Raw genomic sequence first — 18,003 nt, forward strand, 5'->3', positions numbered from 1 at the left:
GGGGCGTTTGCCCGTACGGCCGCAGCCCGTTCGGCTCAACATCGCTGGCCCGGGCCGACAATCCGGCAAATCCTCTTTTCATGAGGGCAGGTTTTCGCCCGGAGACATGCGGCCGTGCCGCGTACTCCGCCGGGCGGGCCCGCCGTGGACGCCGACGCCTTCTCGGGAGCCCGCCATGAGCAACTCCGCCGCCGCCAGCCCGCCGCCCGGTGCGAAGCCGCCCGGTTCCACCGGCCGGGACCCGCACGAGGACGGGCGCAGCGCCTGGGCCGCCGGCGGCGCCGTCTTCGCCGGACTGATGCTGATGATCAACGGCGTGCTCGCCGTCCTGGAAGGGATCGTCGGCATCGCCAAGGACGTGGTCTACGTCCGCACCCGCGGCGACTACGTCTACAAGTTCGACGTGACCGCGTGGGGCTGGATCCACCTGGTACTGGGCGTCGTCGCCCTGCTGGTCGGCTACTTCCTGCTGCGCGGCCTGGCGTTCGCCCGCTACATCGGCATCTTCATCGCCGGGCTGAGCCTGATCGCGAACTTCATGTTCCTGCCCTACCAGCCGATCTGGGCGATCATCATGATCGCGATCGACACCTTCGTGATCTGGGCGCTGGCCACCTACCACCCGCGGAACCTGCCGTACGGGAGCGCCCTGTGAACCCCAACGTCCTGTCCCCCACCCTCGACCAGTTGCGGCGCTGCACCGTGGCGGTCGACATCGGTGCCGCCCGCACCCGGGTGCACCTGCGCGGCAGCGGGCTGGTGGTGGACGAGCCCAGCGTCGCCGCGGTGGACATCCGCACCGGCGCGCTGATCGCCGTCGGCAAGCGGGCCGAGACGATGGCCGGCCGCACCCCCGACCACATCCGGGTGGCCCGCCCGGTGGCCGGGGGCGCCGTCGTCGACGTCGAGATGGCGCAGCGGATGCTGCGGCACGTCCTCGGCGACAAGCTCGGCCGGCGCTGGCTGCGGCTGCGCGGCACCCCGGTGATGCGCGCCGCGGTGTGCATGCCGCACGGCAGCGCCCCGATCGCCCGCCGCGCCGCCGTCGAGACGATGTACGGCCTCGGCGCGCGCCGGGTGGAGATGGTGGACACCCTCATCGCCGCGGCGGTCGGCTGCGGGCTGCCCGTGGAGCACCCCGAGGCCACCATGATCGTGGTGTGCGGGGCCGGGACGACCCAGGTGGCGGTGCTCTCGCTCGGCGCGATCGTGGCCGCGGAGACCGTGCCGGTCGGCGGCGACGCGATCGACCGGGCGGTCGTGGACCACCTGCGCAGCAACCACGCGCTGATGCTGCCGAGCCAGTCGGTGCGGCCGCTGCACAAGGTGCTCGGCTCGGCCGAGAGCCGCGGCATCACCACCACCGAGGTGTACGGGCGGGACGTGGTCAGCGGGCTGGCCCGGTCGGTGCTGGTCGACACCGAGGTGGTGCGCAACGCGATGCGGACCCCGCTGAACGCGGTGCTCGACGCCATGACGTCCGTGCTGCGCCGCTGCGCCCCCGACCTCGTCTCCGACCTGGCCGAGCGCGGCGTCATACTGGCCGGCGGCAGCGCCCACATGCCCGGGCTCGACCTGATGCTGCGCGAGGCCACCAACATGCCGGTGAACGTGGCGCCCGGCCCCGACACGGTCGCCGTCCGCGGGCTGGGCGCGATGATCGAGGGCAAGGTCCGGCCGATGGAGCTGAGCCCGCTGACGGCGTGAGGCTCGCGGGAGGGGATGGTGCCGACCGTGCTGGGAGTCGGTTCGGTGGTGTTGGGCGTCGCGGACGTGGCGCGGGCGCAGGAGTTCTGGACCCGGGCGCTGGAGTACGTGCCGCGCGAGGAGGCGGAGGACGACTGGGTCGTGCTGGTGCCCGCCGCCGGGACCGGGCCGCAGATCGCGCTCCAGCGCAGCGCGACCCCGGTACAGGAGTACCCGCGGGTGCACCTGGACCTGTACGCGGGGGACGCCGCGGACCAGGCCGCGCAGGTCGAGCGGCTGGTTGCTCTGGGGGCGCGGCGGGTGGAGTGGGACCGCTACCCCGACGACGCGGACTTCGTGGTGCTGGCCGACACCGAGGGGAACCGCTTCTGCGTGATCGACACCGGTCGCGGCTGACGACCGCGACGGGGCGGCACGGCGCCGTGCCGGGAACGGTCCGGCGTCCCGCCGGGGACGGTCCCGTTCCGGGTCAGGGGCCTTCGAGCCGGGCGCGGTCCGCGGCAGTGCGGCCGTCGCGCCAGCCGTCCGCGTCGCGCCCCTTCAGGCGGGTGGCGGTGGTCCGGGGGAACAGCCGCCGCGTGGTGTCGCGCACCGCCAGGTCGCGCGCCGCCAGGGCTGGCAGCAGTTCGGGGCCGGCCGCGCGGGCGGCCTCGGCGACCTCGGCCTCGGTGGCCGCGGTGAGGCGTTCCCCGACCCGGGCGGCGTAGGAGATCAGGAACGACTCCCGGAAGTCGCGGGAGCGGGAGGTGCGGCCGCGGTGCAGCGCGCGGTCGGCCTGCACCAGCAGCGAGGTGAAGAGCACCTCGACCGCCTCCAGGTCGGAGCGGTGCCCGACGACGGTGGAGAAGCCGAACTCCGCGGACCAGACGGACTCGCAGCGGTTCGCCGCCGCCACGGCGTCCAGGAGGAGCGCCTTCGCGCCTTCGTAGGGGCGGTCCACACCGATCCGGCGGGCCGCCGGGGCGTCCGGGCCGGCGCCGTTCGCGGCGGCGAGCGCGGCCGCGTCGATGCTGTGCCGGGCCATCAGCTGCTGGGCCTTCGCCGACAGCGCCTCGGCCTCCTCGGGGAAGCCGGTGGACTCCGCCTTCGCGAGCAGGGCGCGGATACGGGCGAGGGCCTTCCCGCCGCTCCCCTCCCCCGGGGTGCTCGGCGGGGGGACGGTCAGCGCGGTGATCGGGGGGAGGGCGGAGTACAGGCCGAGCAGGTCGACGACCGCGCGGGCGGCGGAGAAGCGGTCGAGGCGTTCCTCGGCCGCGAACTTGTCGAGCGTCCTGCGCCCGGGGGCCGCGGCCATCGCCACGGCGAGGCGGTGGAACGGTTCGCCCAGTTCCCGGGTGGCCATCCGGGCGAGGTCCTCCTCCGTCCAGCCCCGTCCCACGGCCTCCTTCACCACCTGGGCGTACGCCTTCGCGGCCGCGCGGGTCCACGAGGGTCCCAGTGCGGCCCACTCCGACGCTGCCGCGTCCTTCGCGTTCTCCTCCACCCCCTGATTCTCCCCGACCCCCCGGGGTGCCTTCCGCCCCCGGGCGCCCCGCCCCCACCCCCGGGGTGCCCCTCACGGCCCGCGTCCACCTGCGGGTGCGTGGTGGCTTGTCGCGCAGTTCCCCGCGCCCCTGAGGTGGGTGCCCCTTGCGGTTCGCGTTCACCTGCCCGTGCACTGTGGCTGGTCGCGCAGTTCCCCGCGCCCCTGAGGTGAGTGCCCCTCACGGCCCGCGTCCACCCGCCGGTGCGTAGTGGCTTGTCGCGCAGTTCCCCGCGCCCCTGAGGTGAGTGCCCCTTGCGGTCCGCGCCCACCCGCGGGTGCGTCGTGGCTTGTCGCGCAGTTCCCCGCGCCCCTGAGGTGAGTGCCCCTCGCGGTCCACGTCCACCCGCCGGTACGTCATGGCTGAGCGCGCAGTTCCCCGCGCCCCTGGGGTGGGTGCGGCTGCTTCGCAGCGCACCCCGGCCCGTACCCGGGCGAAGGGACCGTACAGCCGACAACGGCGAGCAACCCAAACAAGGGGCGCGGGGAACTGCGCGCGCAACCGGCCACCGGCCCGCACCCGGGAGCGGACGGGACCGTCGCGGCGGGGAACTGCGCGGGCAACCGGCCACCGGGCCGCACCCGGCAACACGGCGGCACCCCCACGGCGGGGGGACGGGGGCACCCGGGGGCGGAGGGGGACCGTCGCGGCGGGGGGACGGGGGCACCCCCGGAAGGCAGGGGGACCGTCGGAGTGGGGGGTGCGGCTGGGCCTCCGGAGGAGGTCAGCGGGGCTCCCCCTGGGCCACCTCGATGGTGCCGTGCAGATCATAGGCGGCGTGCACCGCACACCCGGCCGACAGCACCACCGCCCCCGCCAGGGCGAGAGCGACGGCGCGCGGAACCCGCACCACCCGCGGAGCGAGCAGCGCCGCCACCCTCATGGGCACCGGCCCGGCCGCCGCGGAGAGCGCCGCGTGGGGCCGTACCCCGCCGCCGTGCCCGGCCAGCGCGGCGCGGCCGATCGCGCGGGCCGCCACCCTGCGGTCCCCGACCGCCGCCGCGGCGGCCTCGTCCGCACCCCGCTCCAACGCGTAGGACAGCGGCACCCGCAGCACCCGCAGCGCGGGATGGCACGCGCAGGCGAGCGCGAGCACCGTGAGGAACCGGTGGTGCCGCCCGGCCAGGTGCGCACGCTCGTGCGCGAGGAGCGCCTCCCGCTCGGCCGGGTCGAGCGCCCGCAGCATCCCCGAGGTGACCACGATCCGCCCGGGCCGCCCGAAGCGCCCGGGAAGGGCGTACGCGTCGGGCCGCGCGTCGGAGACCACCGTCAGGTCCCCCGCGGCCGCACCGTGGCGGTCCGCGTCCCGCCGGGCACGGGCGGCGAGCAGCACATGGCGGCGTACCGCCCGTAGCAGCGCGACCGCGACGACGGCGAGCAGCGCGGCGGCGGCGCACGCGGCCGGCACGGTCACCTGGTCGCCGACCACGGGCAGCACCAGGTGGCCGAGCGCCGCGACCGGGGGCAGCCGCAGCGCGCCCGCCCCGGCGAGCAGCCCGAGCGCGGCGGTGCTGGACCCGGCGAGCAGCACCGCGGAGCAGGCCAGCAGCCAGGCGGCGGCGCGCGGCGGCAGCCCCGCGGCGAGCCGTCGGGCGGCGGGCGCGGCCGGCAGCGGCAGCAGCAGGGGCAGCCAGACGGCGACGTTCACGCCGTCGCCCCGCCGTCCGTGCCGCCCTCCGTACCGCCGTTCGTTGCCCCCTCCGCGACGCCCTCCGCAGCGCCGTCCGCCTGGGCCAGCAGCTCCCGCAGCAGCCTCTCGTCGTCGGGCCCGAGGCCGGAGACGAAGCGGGCCAGCACGGTGCCGCGGTCGTCGCGCGCGGACTTGTCCAGCTCGCTGCGCATCCGGCGGGCGGCGAGCCCCGGGGAGTCCTGCACCGGCAGGTAGGCGTACCCCCGGCCGGACCGCGCGCGGCTGACCGAGCCCTTCTCGTGCAGCCTCGCCAGGATCGTGGTGACGGTGGTGCGCGCCAGGGCGGTGCCGAGTTCGCGCTGCACGTCGGCGGGGGTCAGCGGGCGGCCGCCGGCCGCCCAGAGCGCGGCCAGGACGCTCGCCTCCAGCTCGCCCGGGGGACGGCGGCCCGCGCTCGGCTCCGGCATGGCTCGATCGCCCCTTCCGGTTCTTTCGTCGTGCAGTGCGACAGATCGTCTACATCACCGTAGACGGTCGGGGCGCGACGCGCGCCCCGGCACCATTATGGGAGGGCCCGCGCCCGCCGGGCCCGACCCGGGCCGCCACCGCCGCCCCCTTCACCCTCCTCCTCACCGCCCGCGCGGCGGCCACCCGGCGGCCACCCGGCGGTCACGCCGCACCGTAGGGGGCCTTGAGGCGGCTCCAGCGGGCGGACTGCGCGGGGGTGAGGGTCCCGCGCAGCTCGGCGAGCTTGAGGAGGGCGGCCTCGGCGCCGTGCGCGAGGGTCTGGGCCTCGGACCGGTAGTGGTCGCCGACGGCCGCCTCGACCTCCGCCGCGTTCATGGTCGCCGTGATCCGCCCGGCCAGCCGGTTCATGTTGCGGTAGGACCCCTGGAGCAGGAACGGCGGCTCGGTACGGGAGTCCTCCGTACGGCGGGCCGAGTCGAGGTACGCCGCGTTGACGGTGAGCAGGGTGTCCCGCACCCGCAGCAGGTGGCGCAGCACCGCGAGGACCTCCTCCCGCTCCGACCCGGCGTAGGGGTGCGCCAGGTCCGCCGGGCGCGCCGTCGGGTCGCCGGCGGCCAGCCGCACCAGCAGGTCGAGGTCGGCCCGGTCCCGGCCGGCGAGCGGCGCCAGCACGGGGTTGGCGGTGAGGGCGTTCTCCACGTAGGAGAGGGCGAACAGCTCCTCCCGCCCGGTGAGCACGTCCCCGAGGTTCCACACGTCGGCCCGGTTCGCCAGCATGTCCGGCACCCGGAAGAGGGCGCCGGACTCGGTGTAGGGGTTGCCGGCCATGCAGACGGCGAACCGCTTGCCGCGCAGGTCGTACGCGCCCTCGGGCCCCTCGATCCTGCGCTGCGCGTCGCACAGCGGGATGAACTTCTGCAGGAACTCCGCCGAGGCGTGCTGGATGTCGTCGAGGTGGAGCAGCACGTTGGAGCCCATCTCCAGGGCCAGCCGCACCTTCTCCAGTTCGCGCCGGGCGGCCGCGTCGGGCGCGCGGTCGGGGTCCAGCGACGTGGTGCCGCTGCCGAGGGCGGGCCCGGAGACGCCGACCAGCGCCAGGCCGAGACCGCTCGCCACGTACTCCACCAGCGACGTCTTGCCGTACCCGGGCGGGGACATCAGCATCAGCAGGCCGCCGGCCGGACCGAACTGCTTGGCCAGGCTGTCGCCGACCAGCGGCAGGTACACCTCGTCCAGCAGCCGGTTGCGGACGAAGCCGGCGGGCGGCCGGGCGCGGTAGGCGTCCGGCGCGAGCCGGCCGCGCTCGGCGGCGACCACGGCCGCGCGGTGCCGCTGGTAGGCGCGGTGGGCCGGGACGTCCTCGGCGGTGAACCGGCGTACCCGGGCGAGCAGTTCGTCCAGCCGCAGGGTCATGACGCCGTCCACGGCCCTCGGGTGGGCCGCGAGCAGCCCGCGCACGGTCACCTCGACGTCGGCGTCGGCCGCGTACCGCGCGACTGCGGGGCCGCAGAGCAGTCCGGCCGCGGCCTCCAGCAGGTGGCCGGCGCCGGGCGCCTCCCCGTCACCGCACCGGTCCGGGTCCGTGCCGTCGGGGGCGGTGGCGAACGGGCCGAGCCAGGCGCGGGCGAGCTGCCAGCGCGCGCCGAGCCCGGCGTCGGGCCCCGCGCCGAGCGCGTCGAGGTCGGCGGTGAACTCCTTGTACGGCACCGCGTCCGGCCCGCCCAGTGCCTCGGTCAGCCGCGCCACGACCGCCCGGGCGCCGGGTCCGACCGCGAACCCCTCCTGTCCGGAGGCGAGTTCGGCGACCAGGTACTCGCCCAGCAGCAGGGTGTCCGTCGCCGAGTCCGGTGCCGGGCGGACCGGTTCGGGCAGGCCAGACGACCCGAGGAAGTCCCGGGCGCGGGCGCCGATCTCCTCGGCCAGTTCGTCCAGTGCCCGTCCGGCCTCGGCCCCGCCGAAGGCGGCGCGGGCCCGGCTGAGCGAGCGGGCCCGGGCGGTCCAGGCGGCCCGCTCGGCGGGCGGGGCGGCCTGTGTCCAGAACAGCAGCGCGCCGGCGCGGGTGGCCGCGGGGTACCGCAACGGCCCGGCGCACTCGGCGCGTTCGGCGAGCGCGGTGAGGAGCAGCACGGCGTCGTGGTCGTGCACGCCCCGCTCGTACCCCTCCGACACGCGCTCGGCGACGGCCGCCCGCACGGCGCCGGGGAGGTCGGCGCCGGCCGTGCCGCCCGCGGCGAGCAGGTCCAGCAGCAGGCCGCCGGCGAGGAACTCCGCGCGGGACAGCCGCGGGGACTCCGAGACCAGCGGACGCGACCAGAAGGCGCGGGTGGCCTCGAACGCGGGGTCGTCCACCGGCGCGAGGTAGTCGGTGCCGGTGAGGGTGAAGGCGAGCCCGCCGGCGTGCGGAACGAGCGCGAGGTCGAGCGGCTGGGTGTTGACCGCGAACCGGTGCCGGCCCAGCCGGATCGCGGCGCCGCCGTCCTCGTACAGGTCGAGGCGGTCGCGCAGGGCGGCCGTGGCCGCCTGGCGGGCGGCGGCGAGCGCGGCGGTGAGTTCCGCGGCCCGGGCGGGGTCCTTCAGGGTGCGCAACTCTGCCGCGGCCCGCCGGTGTTCGGCCGCCAGCGGGTCGGAGGCAAAGTAGGTGTGGATCTCCTCGGCGGAGCCGAGGGTGGCCGTGCGGCGCCGGATGCCGTCGAGCATCCGGGCCGCGCCGGCGGTCAACCGCTGGACCCGCCGGGCGCGTTCGTCGGCGAGTGCCTGGCCGCGGGCCGCGAAGGTCTCGCGCACCTCCTCGCGGCGGGCGTCGAGCACCGCCGACCGCTCCTCGTCGGCGGCGAATGCGGTGGCGAGGTTCTCGATCCGCACCAGCAGGCGGCCGAGTTGCTCCTCGCACGCCTCGGGGGTGACCGCCGCGTCGAGCGCGGCGCCGATGCTCTGGGCGAGCAGCGCGCTCTGCGCGGCGAACTCCGCGCCGGTCTCGGCGGCGAGCAGCTCCCGCCGGCGGGCGGCGAGGAGGGCCCGGGCCTGGTTGACCGTCCCGAGCACGTCGGCGGCGGCCGCCAGGATGCGGGTGCGGACGGTCGCGTCGGCGATCTCCAGGGTGCCGGCGGTCTCGGTGACGGTGGCCAGGCCCGCGGCCTGCTCGTCGAGGGTCGCGGCCAGCGGCCCGGTGTCGGCCGCGGTCGCCGCCTCCGGGACCCGCGCGGCGACCTCGGCGACGCGCCGCCGGTAGCCGTCGAAGGCGGCCTCGTCGGCGAAGTGCGCCGCGGCGCGGGAGGCGGCCTCGGCCAACTCCCGTGCCAGCAGGGAGTCCAGTGCGTCCAGCCGGGCCGGGTCGGCCTGCCGTGTCTCCCGCAGTGTCGCCAACCGGCCCTGGACGGAGCGCAGTCCGGCGAGCCGGGCGACCCACTCGTCCGCGGAGGCGGCGGCCTCGCCGCGCACCCGGCGGCCGAGCGCGGTGATCCGCGCCTCTGCCTCGTCGGCGGCCGCGGCGGCCCGCGCGGCGGCCTCCCGTACCCGGGCGTACTCGGCGAGCACCTGCCGCGCGGTGTCGCGGACCTCGGTGAGCGGCCCGGCGAGATCCTGCGCGTCGGGGTCCGCGAGCCAGTGGTGGCGGTCCAGGACGCGTTCCGCGGCGGCGACCAGCGCCTCGTGGACGGCCGCGGCGGGCTCGGGCGCCAGGGCGGCGCGGGCCACCGACAGCGCGTCCGAGACCGCGCGGACCAGGTCGGGGTTGCCGATCCTGGCCAGCGGACCGTCGCCGACCGGGCGGGCGGCGGCATAGGTGTCGGACAGGAACGGGGTGTGCCAGCGCTGGAGCGCGTGCACCCGGCCGGGCTCGCCGCCCTCGGCGGGCCGCAGCGTGATCAGGGTGCCGTCCTCGTACAGCGCGCTGCCCTGGACGTGCAGCGGGGCGGCGGCCTCCTTGCGGATGAGGTTGTACGGCAGCAGCAGCCGGTGGCCGTCGGCGGGCGCGTGGAAGACGTAGAGCACGTCCTCGCCGTTGGCCGAGCGCACCACCCGCTCGAACTCCTGCGTGGCCGGGGCGGTTTCACCGGCGCCGGTCGACGCGCCCCGTTCAGCGGCCGGTTCGGCGCGCCCGGCGAGGTCGGGCAGGTCGAAGGTGCGGGTGCCGCCGGTGGCCAGGACGTAGCCGCCGGGGAAGACCACGCCCTGGTCGTCGGGCAGCCGCAGGCAGACCTGGCCGAGGGCGTCGATCCGCTCGACCTGCTCGGTGCGGGTGTTGACCGCGAAGTGCCGTTCGACGGACTCCCGGTAGGGGCGCACCCGCAGCAGCACCAGCGGACCGGCGCCGGCGGACGCGACGTCGGCGTCGGCCAGCGACTGGAGCGCGTCGTCGACGGGCTCCTCGTGGACGGCGCCGCCGGTGCGCAGGGTGAGGGTCCCGCCGGTGGTGTCCAGGGTGAGGGTGCCGCCGTCGGGTGCGGCGAGCGCGATGTGCGGGTGGCGGCCGGGGACGTACGCCTCGCGGCCGACCGCGCTCCAGCGCACCGCCTCCGGCGGCTCGGCGGGCTCCTCGCGGGTGGTGCCCTCGTAGGCGCAGCGGCCGTCGCGGCCGATCCGCCAGCTCAGCGCCTTGACGTCGTCGGCGCCCGCGCCGGTGCGGAAGACCGCCAGCAGCCGCCCCTCCCAGGCGCGCACCCGCACCACCCGGGTCTGCCGGTAGTAGCGGTACAGCTCGCGGAAGTCGCGGACGAAGCCGGGGTCGTCGAGCAGCCCGGCGGGGCCGGCCGGGCCGTCCGCCGCGTCGTCCGCGGACCCGCCGGCCGCCGCGTCGTCCGCGGACCCGCCGTCCAGGTCGTCCGCGCGGCGGACCTGGAACACGTCGGCGACGTCCTCGACCTCGGCGGGGTTCGCGGCGAACAGCAGCCAGGGGCCGACCGGGGCGATGTCGCCGGGCAGCGCCGGGCGGGCGGTGCGCATCCGCTCGGCGCCGGCGAGCCGCAGCTCGGTGCTGCCGAAGACCTCCTGCCGGGCCGCGTTCAGGGCCTCGGCGCGGCGGACCAGTTCGCGGGCCGTACCGGACAGCCGGTCGCGCAGCACCCGGTAGGCGTCACCGGCGGGGTCCGCGGGGCCGGCGTCTCCGGGTGCGGCGGGTGCGGCGGGGTCGGGTGCGGCCGGGGCGGCCGGTGCCGTCGCTTCGGACACGCGGCCGGGGGCGGCTTGCGCCGCGGACCTCCCGGCCGGTCCCGCCGCCCCAACCGGTCCGCCAGGTACGGCGGTTCCTGCGGTTCCGACTGGACCCCCGGCTCTCCCGCCCGGTTGCCCGGCGGTTCCGGCCGGACCCCCGGCTCTGGCGCCCGGTCCCCCGGCGGTTCCGCCGGTTCCAGCGGTTCCGGCTGCCCCGGGCACCCCTGGAACGCGGTCAGGAGCGGGGTCCGGGGTGGAGGCCCGCCCGCTCACTTCTTCGCCAGTCCGTTCACGGACGCGGGAACGGTGCCGGCGGCGGCACCGGCCGGCACGGGCTCACCGGTGGCCGCGGCGCCCGATCCGACCGCACCCGATCCCACCGCACCCGATCCCACCGCACCCGGCACCGGGGCGTCCGCGATCCCCATCGTCCGTGCCTGGTCCAGGAGTTGCTGGAACCCGCCGGCCTGCGGGCCGCCGTTCGCGATCAGCCGGCCGAGCAGGCCGGCGACGCTCGTGCCGCCCCACCCCGAGCCGAGCGAGGACAGCATCCGGGTGGCGTCCTGCGTGAAGCGCTCCGACCCGTCCAGCCACGGCGCCGCCGCCGTGCGCACCGTCTCGGAGTTGGCCACGAAGGAGTCCACCGACCGGGCCGCGCTGACCGCGCCGAGCAGCCGGTCGAAGAAGACGTCCTCGCCGCCGACGATGCTGATGTCCGCGTTCTCCAGCCCGGTGGCCAGGACGGTCGCCTGCGCCTCGGCGATCTGCCGCTGCGTGTCGAGCCCGGCCAGCCGGACGTCCTTCTCCGCCGCCAGCCGCAGCCGGTACTCCTCGTGGCCGCGCGAGGCGTCGTCGAGGGCGGCCATCGCGGCGGCCTTCTCGGTCAGCCCGGCCGCCTCCGCCTTCAGCCGCTCGCCGATCATCGCGGCCTCCGCCGCCGCCTGCGCGGTCATGCCCTCGGCCTGCGCCAGCGACTTGGCGCGGGCGCCCTCGGCCTCGGCCCGCAGCCGGGCGGTGGTCGCCTCGGCCTCGGCCGCGCCGACCTTGGCGATCGCGGCCGCGCTGCGCTCGTGCACCTCGACCTCGGCGAGCCCCTGCGCGGCGGCCTCCGCCCGCAGGCCCTCGGCGAGGCGCGTCTTGGCGTCGGCGTCCAGCTCCGCGGCCTGCTTGCGGGCCTCGGCCAGGGTGAGGGACTCCCGGGCCTTGTGCCGGGCGGCCTGCTCCGCGGCCTCGGCGGCCTTGATGTCCTTGACCAGCCGCTCCTGCGCCTGCGCCTCGGCGGTGATGATCAGCGCCTGCCGTTCCCGCTCGGCCTCCTGCACCAGCCGTAGCTGCTTGATCGACTCCTCCTGCTCGGCGACCGTACGGTCCACCGCGATCCGCTCGCGCACCACGTCGGCGACGTCGCGGCGCTCGCCCTCGACCTCGCGCTCCTTGGAGATCCTGGCCAGTTCGGTCTCGCGCTCGCGGGCGATGACCTCCAGCACCCGGTCCTTCTCGATCCGCTCGTTCTCCACCGCGATCACCCGCTCGCGGTTCTTCTGGGCGACGGCGACCTCGCGGGCCTGGTTCTCCCGCTGGACCCCCAACTGCTCCTCGGTGCGCAGGAACGCGCCCTGGGCGCCGAGGCGTTCCTCCTCCTGCACCCTGGCGGTGACCGCCTCCTCCCGGGCCCGCAGCGTCTCGACCTCGCGGCGCTGCTTGATCTCGGCCTCGGACTGGCGGCGTTCCAGTTCGAGGATGGTCTCCCGGGCCTCCACGTCCTGCCGGGTGATCTCCTTCTGCTCGGTACGCTGGAACTCGTTGGTGCGCACGTGCTCGATCGCGGTCAGCTCGGTGATCTTCCGGATGCCCTGCGCGTCGAGGATGTTGGCGGGGTCGAGCTGGGTGAGCGGGGTCTGCTCCAGGAAGTCGATCGCGCAGTCCTCCAGGTGGTAGCCGTTGAGGTCGGTACCGATCACCTGGATGATCTGGTCGCGGAAGTGCTCGCGGTGGGTGTAGAGGTCGACGAAGTCGAGCTGCTTGCCGACCGTCTTCAGCGCCTCGGAGAACTTCGCGCTGAACAGCTTCTGCAACGTCTCCTGGTGGCTGGCGCGTTCGGTACCGATCGCCTGCGCCACCTTGATCACGTCCTCCTTGGTCTTGTTGACCCGCACGAAGAACGTCAGGTGGATGTCGGCGCGGATGTTGTCCTGGCAGATCAGGCCCTCGCGGCCGGTGCGCTGCACCTCGATGGTCTTCACCGAGATGTCCATCAACTCGGCGCTGTGCAGCACCGGGAGCACGACCGTGCCGGTGAAGGTCACGTCCACGTGCTTGGACTTGGAGACGATCAGCGCGTGGCCCTGGGAGACCTTCCGGAAGAGCTTGGTGACGGTGACGACCGCGCCCAGGGCGATGAGCAGGAGGACGGCGACGAGCACGCCGATCCCGATGACGGTGGCATCCATGACGGATCAACCTCGATGCGGTGAAGCGGATATGAGTGGGTGCGCCGGTTGCCGGCAGCACGTGGTGCGCCGCGGAGAGAGGCGGTGCGGCGCGGTGCGACGCGCTCAGGACAGGGCGCGGGCACCCGGCGGCGGCGGTCCGGCCGCCGGGTCCTGGTAGGGCGCGGCCCAGAAGAACCCGCCCTGCGGGTCGTAGTCGTACAGCAGCGCGGTACGGCCGGCCGCCAGCGGGCCGCCGGTGTCGTCCGCGGGGCGCCGGACCTGGACGATCGCGGTGGAGCCGTCGGGCGCGGTCACCTCGGCCTGGCCGAAGCGCTCGGTGACGGTGCCGGTGCGGACCACGCAGACCAGGCCGACGAAGTCCGCGCGGGAGGGCGGTCGTTCGTACGGGAAGAGGCGGCGCAGCGGCCGGACCAGCACCCAGGCGCCCGTCCAGGCGCCGGCCAGCGCGGCGGCGATCAGGGCGGCGTCGGCGGCCGCGCGGGCGGGGCCGTGCAGCCCGGCACCGTTCAGGGCGGCCGAGCCGGCCAGGCTCAGGAACCAGCCGAGCGCGATGAGCAGCGAGAGCACCACGGTGACGGGCACGCCGTCGAGTCCGGCGGCGGCCAACAGGCCCGACCCGCCCGGGTGTTCGACGTCGTGACCGTCCCCGTCACGGCCGCCGGCTGCGTGGGCGCCCCCGTCGTGGCCGCCGGCGGTACGGGCGCCCGACGCGTGGCCGCCGGCGCCGTGGACGGACGCGTGGCCGCCCGCGCCGTGGACGGGCGCGTGGGCCGACAGGCCCTCACCGCCGGCGGAGGCCGCTCCATGGGAACCCCCGTTCCCCATGGAGTGCCCGCCGGCGGCGCCGTGGTGGCCCGGGCCGTGCGAGTCGGCGGCACCGACCAGCACCAGTCCCCAGAAGCCGACCACGACCACCAGCGCCCCTCCGAACAGGACGGTCGGAAAGCCGAGGCACACATCGACGAACTCCCCCATGCCGGTTGCGCCTCCCCCCCTGCCGTTCCGTCCTGCCGGGACAGATCGTGGCAGTGCGCGCCGGGGTACGGCATTTCCGCATCCCGGCAGACTTGGCGGCCCTGAGATGTCCGGGTCCACCTGCAACCGGAACGCGACGGCCGTCGTGGGCGCGGGAGTGCGCCCACGACGGCCGTCGTCGGGAAGCGGATCAGGCGGCGGACCGCCGGGGGATCCGGGGGTGGATCAGGCGTCGGCCTTCGCGGCCTCGATCTCCAGGGCGATCCGGATCTTGTCGCCGACCGCGGCACCGGCGGCGCCGCCGGTCACGCCGAAGTCGCCGCGGCTGATCTCGGTGGCGGCCGAGAAGCCGGCCACCGCGTTGCCGTCGAAGCCGGTGCCGAAGCCGTTGAGCTCCAGGGCCAGGGTGACGGGCTTGGTCACACCGTGCAGGGTCAGGTTGCCGTCGACCTCGAAGACCTCGGAGGACTTGGCGCGGATGCCGGTGGAGGAGAAGGTCAGCTCGGGGAACTTCTCGACGTCGAGGAAGTCCTCGCCCCGCACGTGGGCGTCGCGGCCCTCGTTGTTGGTGCTGACCGACTCCGTCTTGATCACGGCGTTGACGGTGGACTCCAGCGGGTCCTCCGCGGTGACGATGGTGCCCTCGAAGGTCGCGAAGTGGCCGCGGACCTTGGAGACACCGAGGTGACGGACGTAGAACGAGACGTCCGAGTGCACGGCGTCAATCTTCCAGGTGCCGGCGACGTAGCCGTCGATCACTTCGGTCTGCGTGCTCATGGGGAGGGCTCCTCGGAACGTTGCTGGTGATGAGTGCGAGATCATTGAGCTTTCACACACCATACTGCGCTGGTATTGAAACTTCAACCACACGTATGCTGGGCCTATGGACGACGTGCGCTGGCTGACCGACGAGGAGCAGGAGATCTGGCGGGCCTACATGACGTCGAGCGTGGAGTTCAACGCCTACGTCGACCGTCAGCTGCGCCGGGACTCCGGCATGCCGATGGCCTACTACGAGATCCTCGTGCGGCTGTCGGACGCGCCCGGACGGTGCCTGCGGATGAGTGAGCTGGCCGACGCGTCGCTGTCCTCCCGCAGCCGGCTGTCGCACGCCGTCTCCGCGCTGGAGAAGAACGGGTGGGTGCACCGGCGGCCCGCCGACGGGGACCGCCGGGGGTGGGTGTGCGCGTTGACCACGGCGGGGTTCGACGCGCTCGCGGCGGCCGCGCCCGGGCATGTCACGGCGGTACGCGAGCACCTGTTCGACGTGCTCACGACCGAGCAGTTGGCCGCGCTGCGGGAGATCGGGCGGGCGATCAGCGCGGGGTTGCGCAGCGAGTGCGAGACCGCTCGCGCGGAGGACGCGGGGGGGTGCGCGGCGGAGGAGGGTCCCTGCTGAGGTGGGGGCGGGGGCGGGTGGCGGTCAGGGGGTGCCCCTTGCGGCCCGCGTCCACCCGCGGGTGCGTGGTGGCTTGTCGCGCAGTTCCCCGCGCCCCTGGGGTGGGGAGCCCTGGGGGCCGGGGGTCAGAGGGAGCGGGTGGGCCAGTCGAGCAGTCGCGCGCCCAGCGCCGCCGTCTCCAGCGTGTACCGCTGCAACGCGTCGTCCGGGTCGAACCCGGTGAGCGATGCGATCCGTTCGAGCCGGTAGGACAGCGCCCGCACGCTGAGGTCGAGCCGCCGCGCGGCCTCCGCGTTGACGTACCCCGCCGCGGCGTACGCCGAGATCGTGTCGACGAGGGGCTGCGCGCCGCCGCGCGCGTGCACGAGCGGCCCGAGCACCGTCCGCACCAGGTCCGACATCGCCGCCCGGTCCCGCATCAGGACCGGGAAGACCAGCAGGTCCGCGGAGTTGAGCACGGACGCGGTCAGCCCGAGCCGCTCGGCGAGGTCCAGCGCGCTGAGCGCCTCCTCGTACGACCGGACCACGCCGGCCGCGCCGCTGTGCGGACGGCTGACGGCCACCCGCCCCGCCGCGGTGAGCTTGACGAAGGCGTCGAGGGCGGGCCGCTGCTCGGTGGGGGCCACGCACACCAGGCGGCCGTCCTTGGAGGCGACGAGCAGGTCGTGGTCGCCGAAGCGCCCGGCGAGTTCGCGCTCGACACGGCGCAGCAGCGGATGCGTCTCGCGGTACTCGTCACCGGCGGGCGGCGCGGCGACGGCCACCACGTGGCGGTCGGCCAGCCGCAGCCCGAACCCCTCGGCCTGCTCGGCGATCCGGCCCGGGTCGGTACGGCCGTACAGGAGGTCGTCGATGAAGGTCCGGCGGGCGGCCTCGGCGCGGCGCACCGCGTGCCGCTGGGCGCGTGCGTGCCCTTCGGCGAGGGCCGCGATCCCCGCCTCCAGCGCGGCGAACACCGCGCTGCCGACCTGGCGCAGTTCGCCCGCGTCGCGCGCGCCGGCCACGCCGGGCAGCCGCGGCCAGGCCAGCCGCGCCTCCGCGAGGTGGACGGCCGTCAGCTCGCGCAGCCCGAACCCGGAGTCGGCGGCGTGCTCGCCCAGCACCCGGCGGCTCTCCCGCTCGGCGCGGGTGAGGGTGCGGCAGCTTCGGGATATCTCGGCGAGCGTCTCGGGGAACCCGGCGACGAACTCGGGGGGCACGGCGCCGTCGCCGACGGTGTGCGCGCCGCCGCGGCCGGCCGCGGAACGACCACCCGCGCCGTTCGCGCCGTTCGCACCACCCGCGGGTCCGGATCCGCCCGCGGGTCCGGATCCGCCGGCCGGTCCGGAGCCGCCTGCGCGCCTCCCGCTCTCCGGGTGGCCCGCCCCGCTTCCTGGGTGACCCGCTTGCCTACCCGCCCCCGACGACACAACAGGCCCCCTCGTTCGCTTCCCGCACCCGGACGTCCTGAACGTACCAAGACTGCCGGGTCCCGGAAGCGGGGGGCCTGTCACGGGTGCGGGGGCCCGCCGGAGCGCGCGGAGCGCTTCGGGTGCCCGCACCGGAGTGCGGCGGTCGGCCGCGGGGGCCGGCGGCTCACGGCCGCCGGTCAGCGGTCAGCGGTCAGCGGTCAGCGGTCGGTGTCACTTCACCGAGCCGGGTCACTTCACCGAGCCGGTCGCGGGCTCCTGCGTCTTGGACTCGGTGGCCGTCACCACGTCGCTGGGGGTGATGGCGTCGGGAGCCGGGGTGGCGGAGGGGTTGGGCGTGCTGCCGGCGGACGTCGCGTCGTCGCTCTTCATCGCCTTCGCCTCGGACTTCAGGATGCGCATCGACTTGCCGAGACCGCGGGCGGCCTCAGGAAGCTTCTTCGAACCGAACAGCACGATGACGACGATCGCCACCACGATCAGGTGCCACGGCTCCAACCCGTTTCGCAACATGGGATGATCCTCGTTTCGTTATGGCCGACTCACAGCTCTCTAGTGTCGCATTGTCACCCGGCCACCCCTGCGGACGGATACCCGGGTACTCAAAGCATGCGCAAAAAGCGCGTGAACGGGAAGACCCAGCCGCCCTTTTCCCGCCTTCCGGACACCCCGGCCCGCAGCCGCCGCCCATCCCGTGACCTGCACGGACGGCCTCGTACGCGACCGCGCGGCGGGTTTCCGCACCGGCCTGCGACCGGCGGGACGAAAGCACCCGTACCGGACGCGCCCGAGCCGGCGCGGCCGTCCCGGACCGGGCCGATCGGACCGTCGTCAGCCCCGCATCCCGACCGTCAGCAGCACCGCGCTGTCCTCCAGCGCCTCCAGGCCGTGCCGGGCGTGCGGCAGCACCAGCAGGTCCCCGGCCATCGCCTCCCAGGTGTCCGGCCCGCAGGTGAGGCGGACCCGGCCGCGCAGCACCTGGAGTGTCGCCTCGCCCGGGTTCTCGTGGTCGGCGAGCGCGGTCCGTTCGGTCATCGCGATGAGCGTCTGGCGCAGCGCCTGCTCGTGGCCGCCGTAGACGGTCTCCGCGCTGCGCCCGTTGGAGGCGGCCGCGGCCTGGCGGAGGTGTTCGCGCACCTGCGCGTCCAGCGAGAATTTACGCATGCGCCGAGTCTGGCAGCGCCCGGGCCCGGTGGCCGGGAACGCCATGCCCGCACCCGGGTGCCCGGCGGCAGGGGGGGCATGTGGGTCCGGCCGCGACACCGGTTGCCCCCGTTTCGCGGAAGGTGGG

The 18,003-nt window shown here is 75.7% G+C and carries 14 protein-coding genes; 4 read left to right on the forward strand and 10 right to left on the reverse strand.

The genetic code is table 11. From position 1 onward, the window contains the following. The first annotated feature begins 175 nt into the window (after positions 1-175). The 3 genes from RVR_RS14445 to RVR_RS14455 are packed head-to-tail and all read left to right on the forward strand — an operon-like array spanning position 176 to position 2,103. Positions 176-655, forward strand: a complete 480-nt coding sequence (locus RVR_RS14445; protein WP_202234246.1) for a DUF7144 family membrane protein — start codon at positions 176-178, stop codon at positions 653-655. A gap of 11 nt (positions 656-666) precedes the next feature. Beyond that, on the forward strand, positions 667-1,707 hold the full coding sequence (locus tag RVR_RS14450; RefSeq protein WP_202238634.1) for a rod shape-determining protein: 1,041 nt from the start codon (positions 667-669) through the stop codon (positions 1,705-1,707). Positions 1,708-1,734: 27 nt separating this feature from the next. Continuing rightward, positions 1,735-2,103, forward strand: coding sequence for a VOC family protein (locus RVR_RS14455; protein ID WP_202234247.1), 369 nt, complete (start codon positions 1,735-1,737; stop codon positions 2,101-2,103). Positions 2,104-2,176: 73 nt separating this feature from the next. Here the strand turns inward: RVR_RS14455 and RVR_RS14460 are convergent, their stop codons facing one another. From RVR_RS14460 to RVR_RS14490, 7 genes are all read right to left on the reverse strand, one after another. Next, a complete protein-coding gene (locus tag RVR_RS14460) occupies positions 2,177-3,190 on the reverse strand; it encodes a DUF2786 domain-containing protein (protein WP_202234248.1) in 1,014 nt (337 codons plus the stop codon). Positions 3,191-3,954: 764 nt separating this feature from the next. Next, positions 3,955-4,878 carry a M56 family metallopeptidase gene (locus RVR_RS14465; RefSeq protein WP_202234249.1) on the reverse strand — a complete coding sequence of 308 codons (924 nt, stop codon included), beginning with the start codon at positions 4,876-4,878 and terminating at the stop codon, positions 3,955-3,957. Then, positions 4,875-5,327: a BlaI/MecI/CopY family transcriptional regulator gene (locus RVR_RS14470; RefSeq protein WP_202234250.1), complete on the reverse strand. Its 453-nt coding sequence runs from the start codon at positions 5,325-5,327 to the stop codon at positions 4,875-4,877. Before RVR_RS14470 ends, RVR_RS14465 begins: the two co-directional genes overlap by 4 nt. 202 nt (positions 5,328-5,529) lie before the next feature. Further along, positions 5,530-10,494: a DNA repair ATPase gene (locus RVR_RS14475; RefSeq protein WP_202234251.1), complete on the reverse strand. Its 4,965-nt coding sequence runs from the start codon at positions 10,492-10,494 to the stop codon at positions 5,530-5,532. A gap of 251 nt (positions 10,495-10,745) precedes the next feature. Beyond that, positions 10,746-12,926: a flotillin family protein gene (locus RVR_RS14480; protein ID WP_237404737.1), complete on the reverse strand. Its 2,181-nt coding sequence runs from the start codon at positions 12,924-12,926 to the stop codon at positions 10,746-10,748. 105 nt (positions 12,927-13,031) lie between these two features. Further along, complete coding sequence (locus RVR_RS14485) at positions 13,032-13,904, reverse strand: hypothetical protein (RefSeq protein ID WP_202234252.1); 873 nt, start codon at positions 13,902-13,904, stop codon at positions 13,032-13,034. A gap of 225 nt (positions 13,905-14,129) precedes the next feature. After that, the gene (locus RVR_RS14490; protein ID WP_202234253.1) at positions 14,130-14,681 is read right to left on the reverse strand and encodes a YceI family protein; all 552 of its coding nucleotides are present in this window, start codon (positions 14,679-14,681) and stop codon (positions 14,130-14,132) included. A gap of 106 nt (positions 14,682-14,787) precedes the next feature. On the opposite strand from RVR_RS14490, the gene RVR_RS14495 reads away from it, so the two are divergent. Next, the gene (locus RVR_RS14495) at positions 14,788-15,303 is read left to right on the forward strand and encodes a MarR family winged helix-turn-helix transcriptional regulator (protein WP_202234254.1); all 516 of its coding nucleotides are present in this window, start codon (positions 14,788-14,790) and stop codon (positions 15,301-15,303) included. Between the two features lie 125 nt (positions 15,304-15,428). Here the strand turns inward: RVR_RS14495 and RVR_RS14500 are convergent, their stop codons facing one another. The 3 genes from RVR_RS14500 to RVR_RS14510 all read right to left on the reverse strand — a co-directional run bounded on the left by RVR_RS14500 (position 15,429) and on the right by RVR_RS14510 (position 17,876). After that, entirely contained in the window at positions 15,429-16,502 is a 1,074-nt protein-coding gene (locus tag RVR_RS14500; protein ID WP_202234255.1) for a PucR family transcriptional regulator, read from the reverse strand. Between the two features lie 441 nt (positions 16,503-16,943). Beyond that, a complete protein-coding gene (tatA, locus tag RVR_RS14505; RefSeq protein WP_202234256.1) occupies positions 16,944-17,225 on the reverse strand; it encodes a Sec-independent protein translocase subunit TatA in 282 nt (93 codons plus the stop codon). A gap of 318 nt (positions 17,226-17,543) precedes the next feature. Further along, entirely contained in the window at positions 17,544-17,876 is a 333-nt protein-coding gene (locus RVR_RS14510) for a cupin domain-containing protein (protein ID WP_202234257.1), read from the reverse strand. Positions 17,877-18,003 lie beyond the last annotated feature (127 nt).

The sequence above is a fragment of the Streptomyces sp. SN-593 genome (genome assembly GCF_016756395.1).
Classification (GTDB): Bacteria; Actinomycetota; Actinomycetes; order Streptomycetales; family Streptomycetaceae; genus Actinacidiphila; species Actinacidiphila reveromycinica.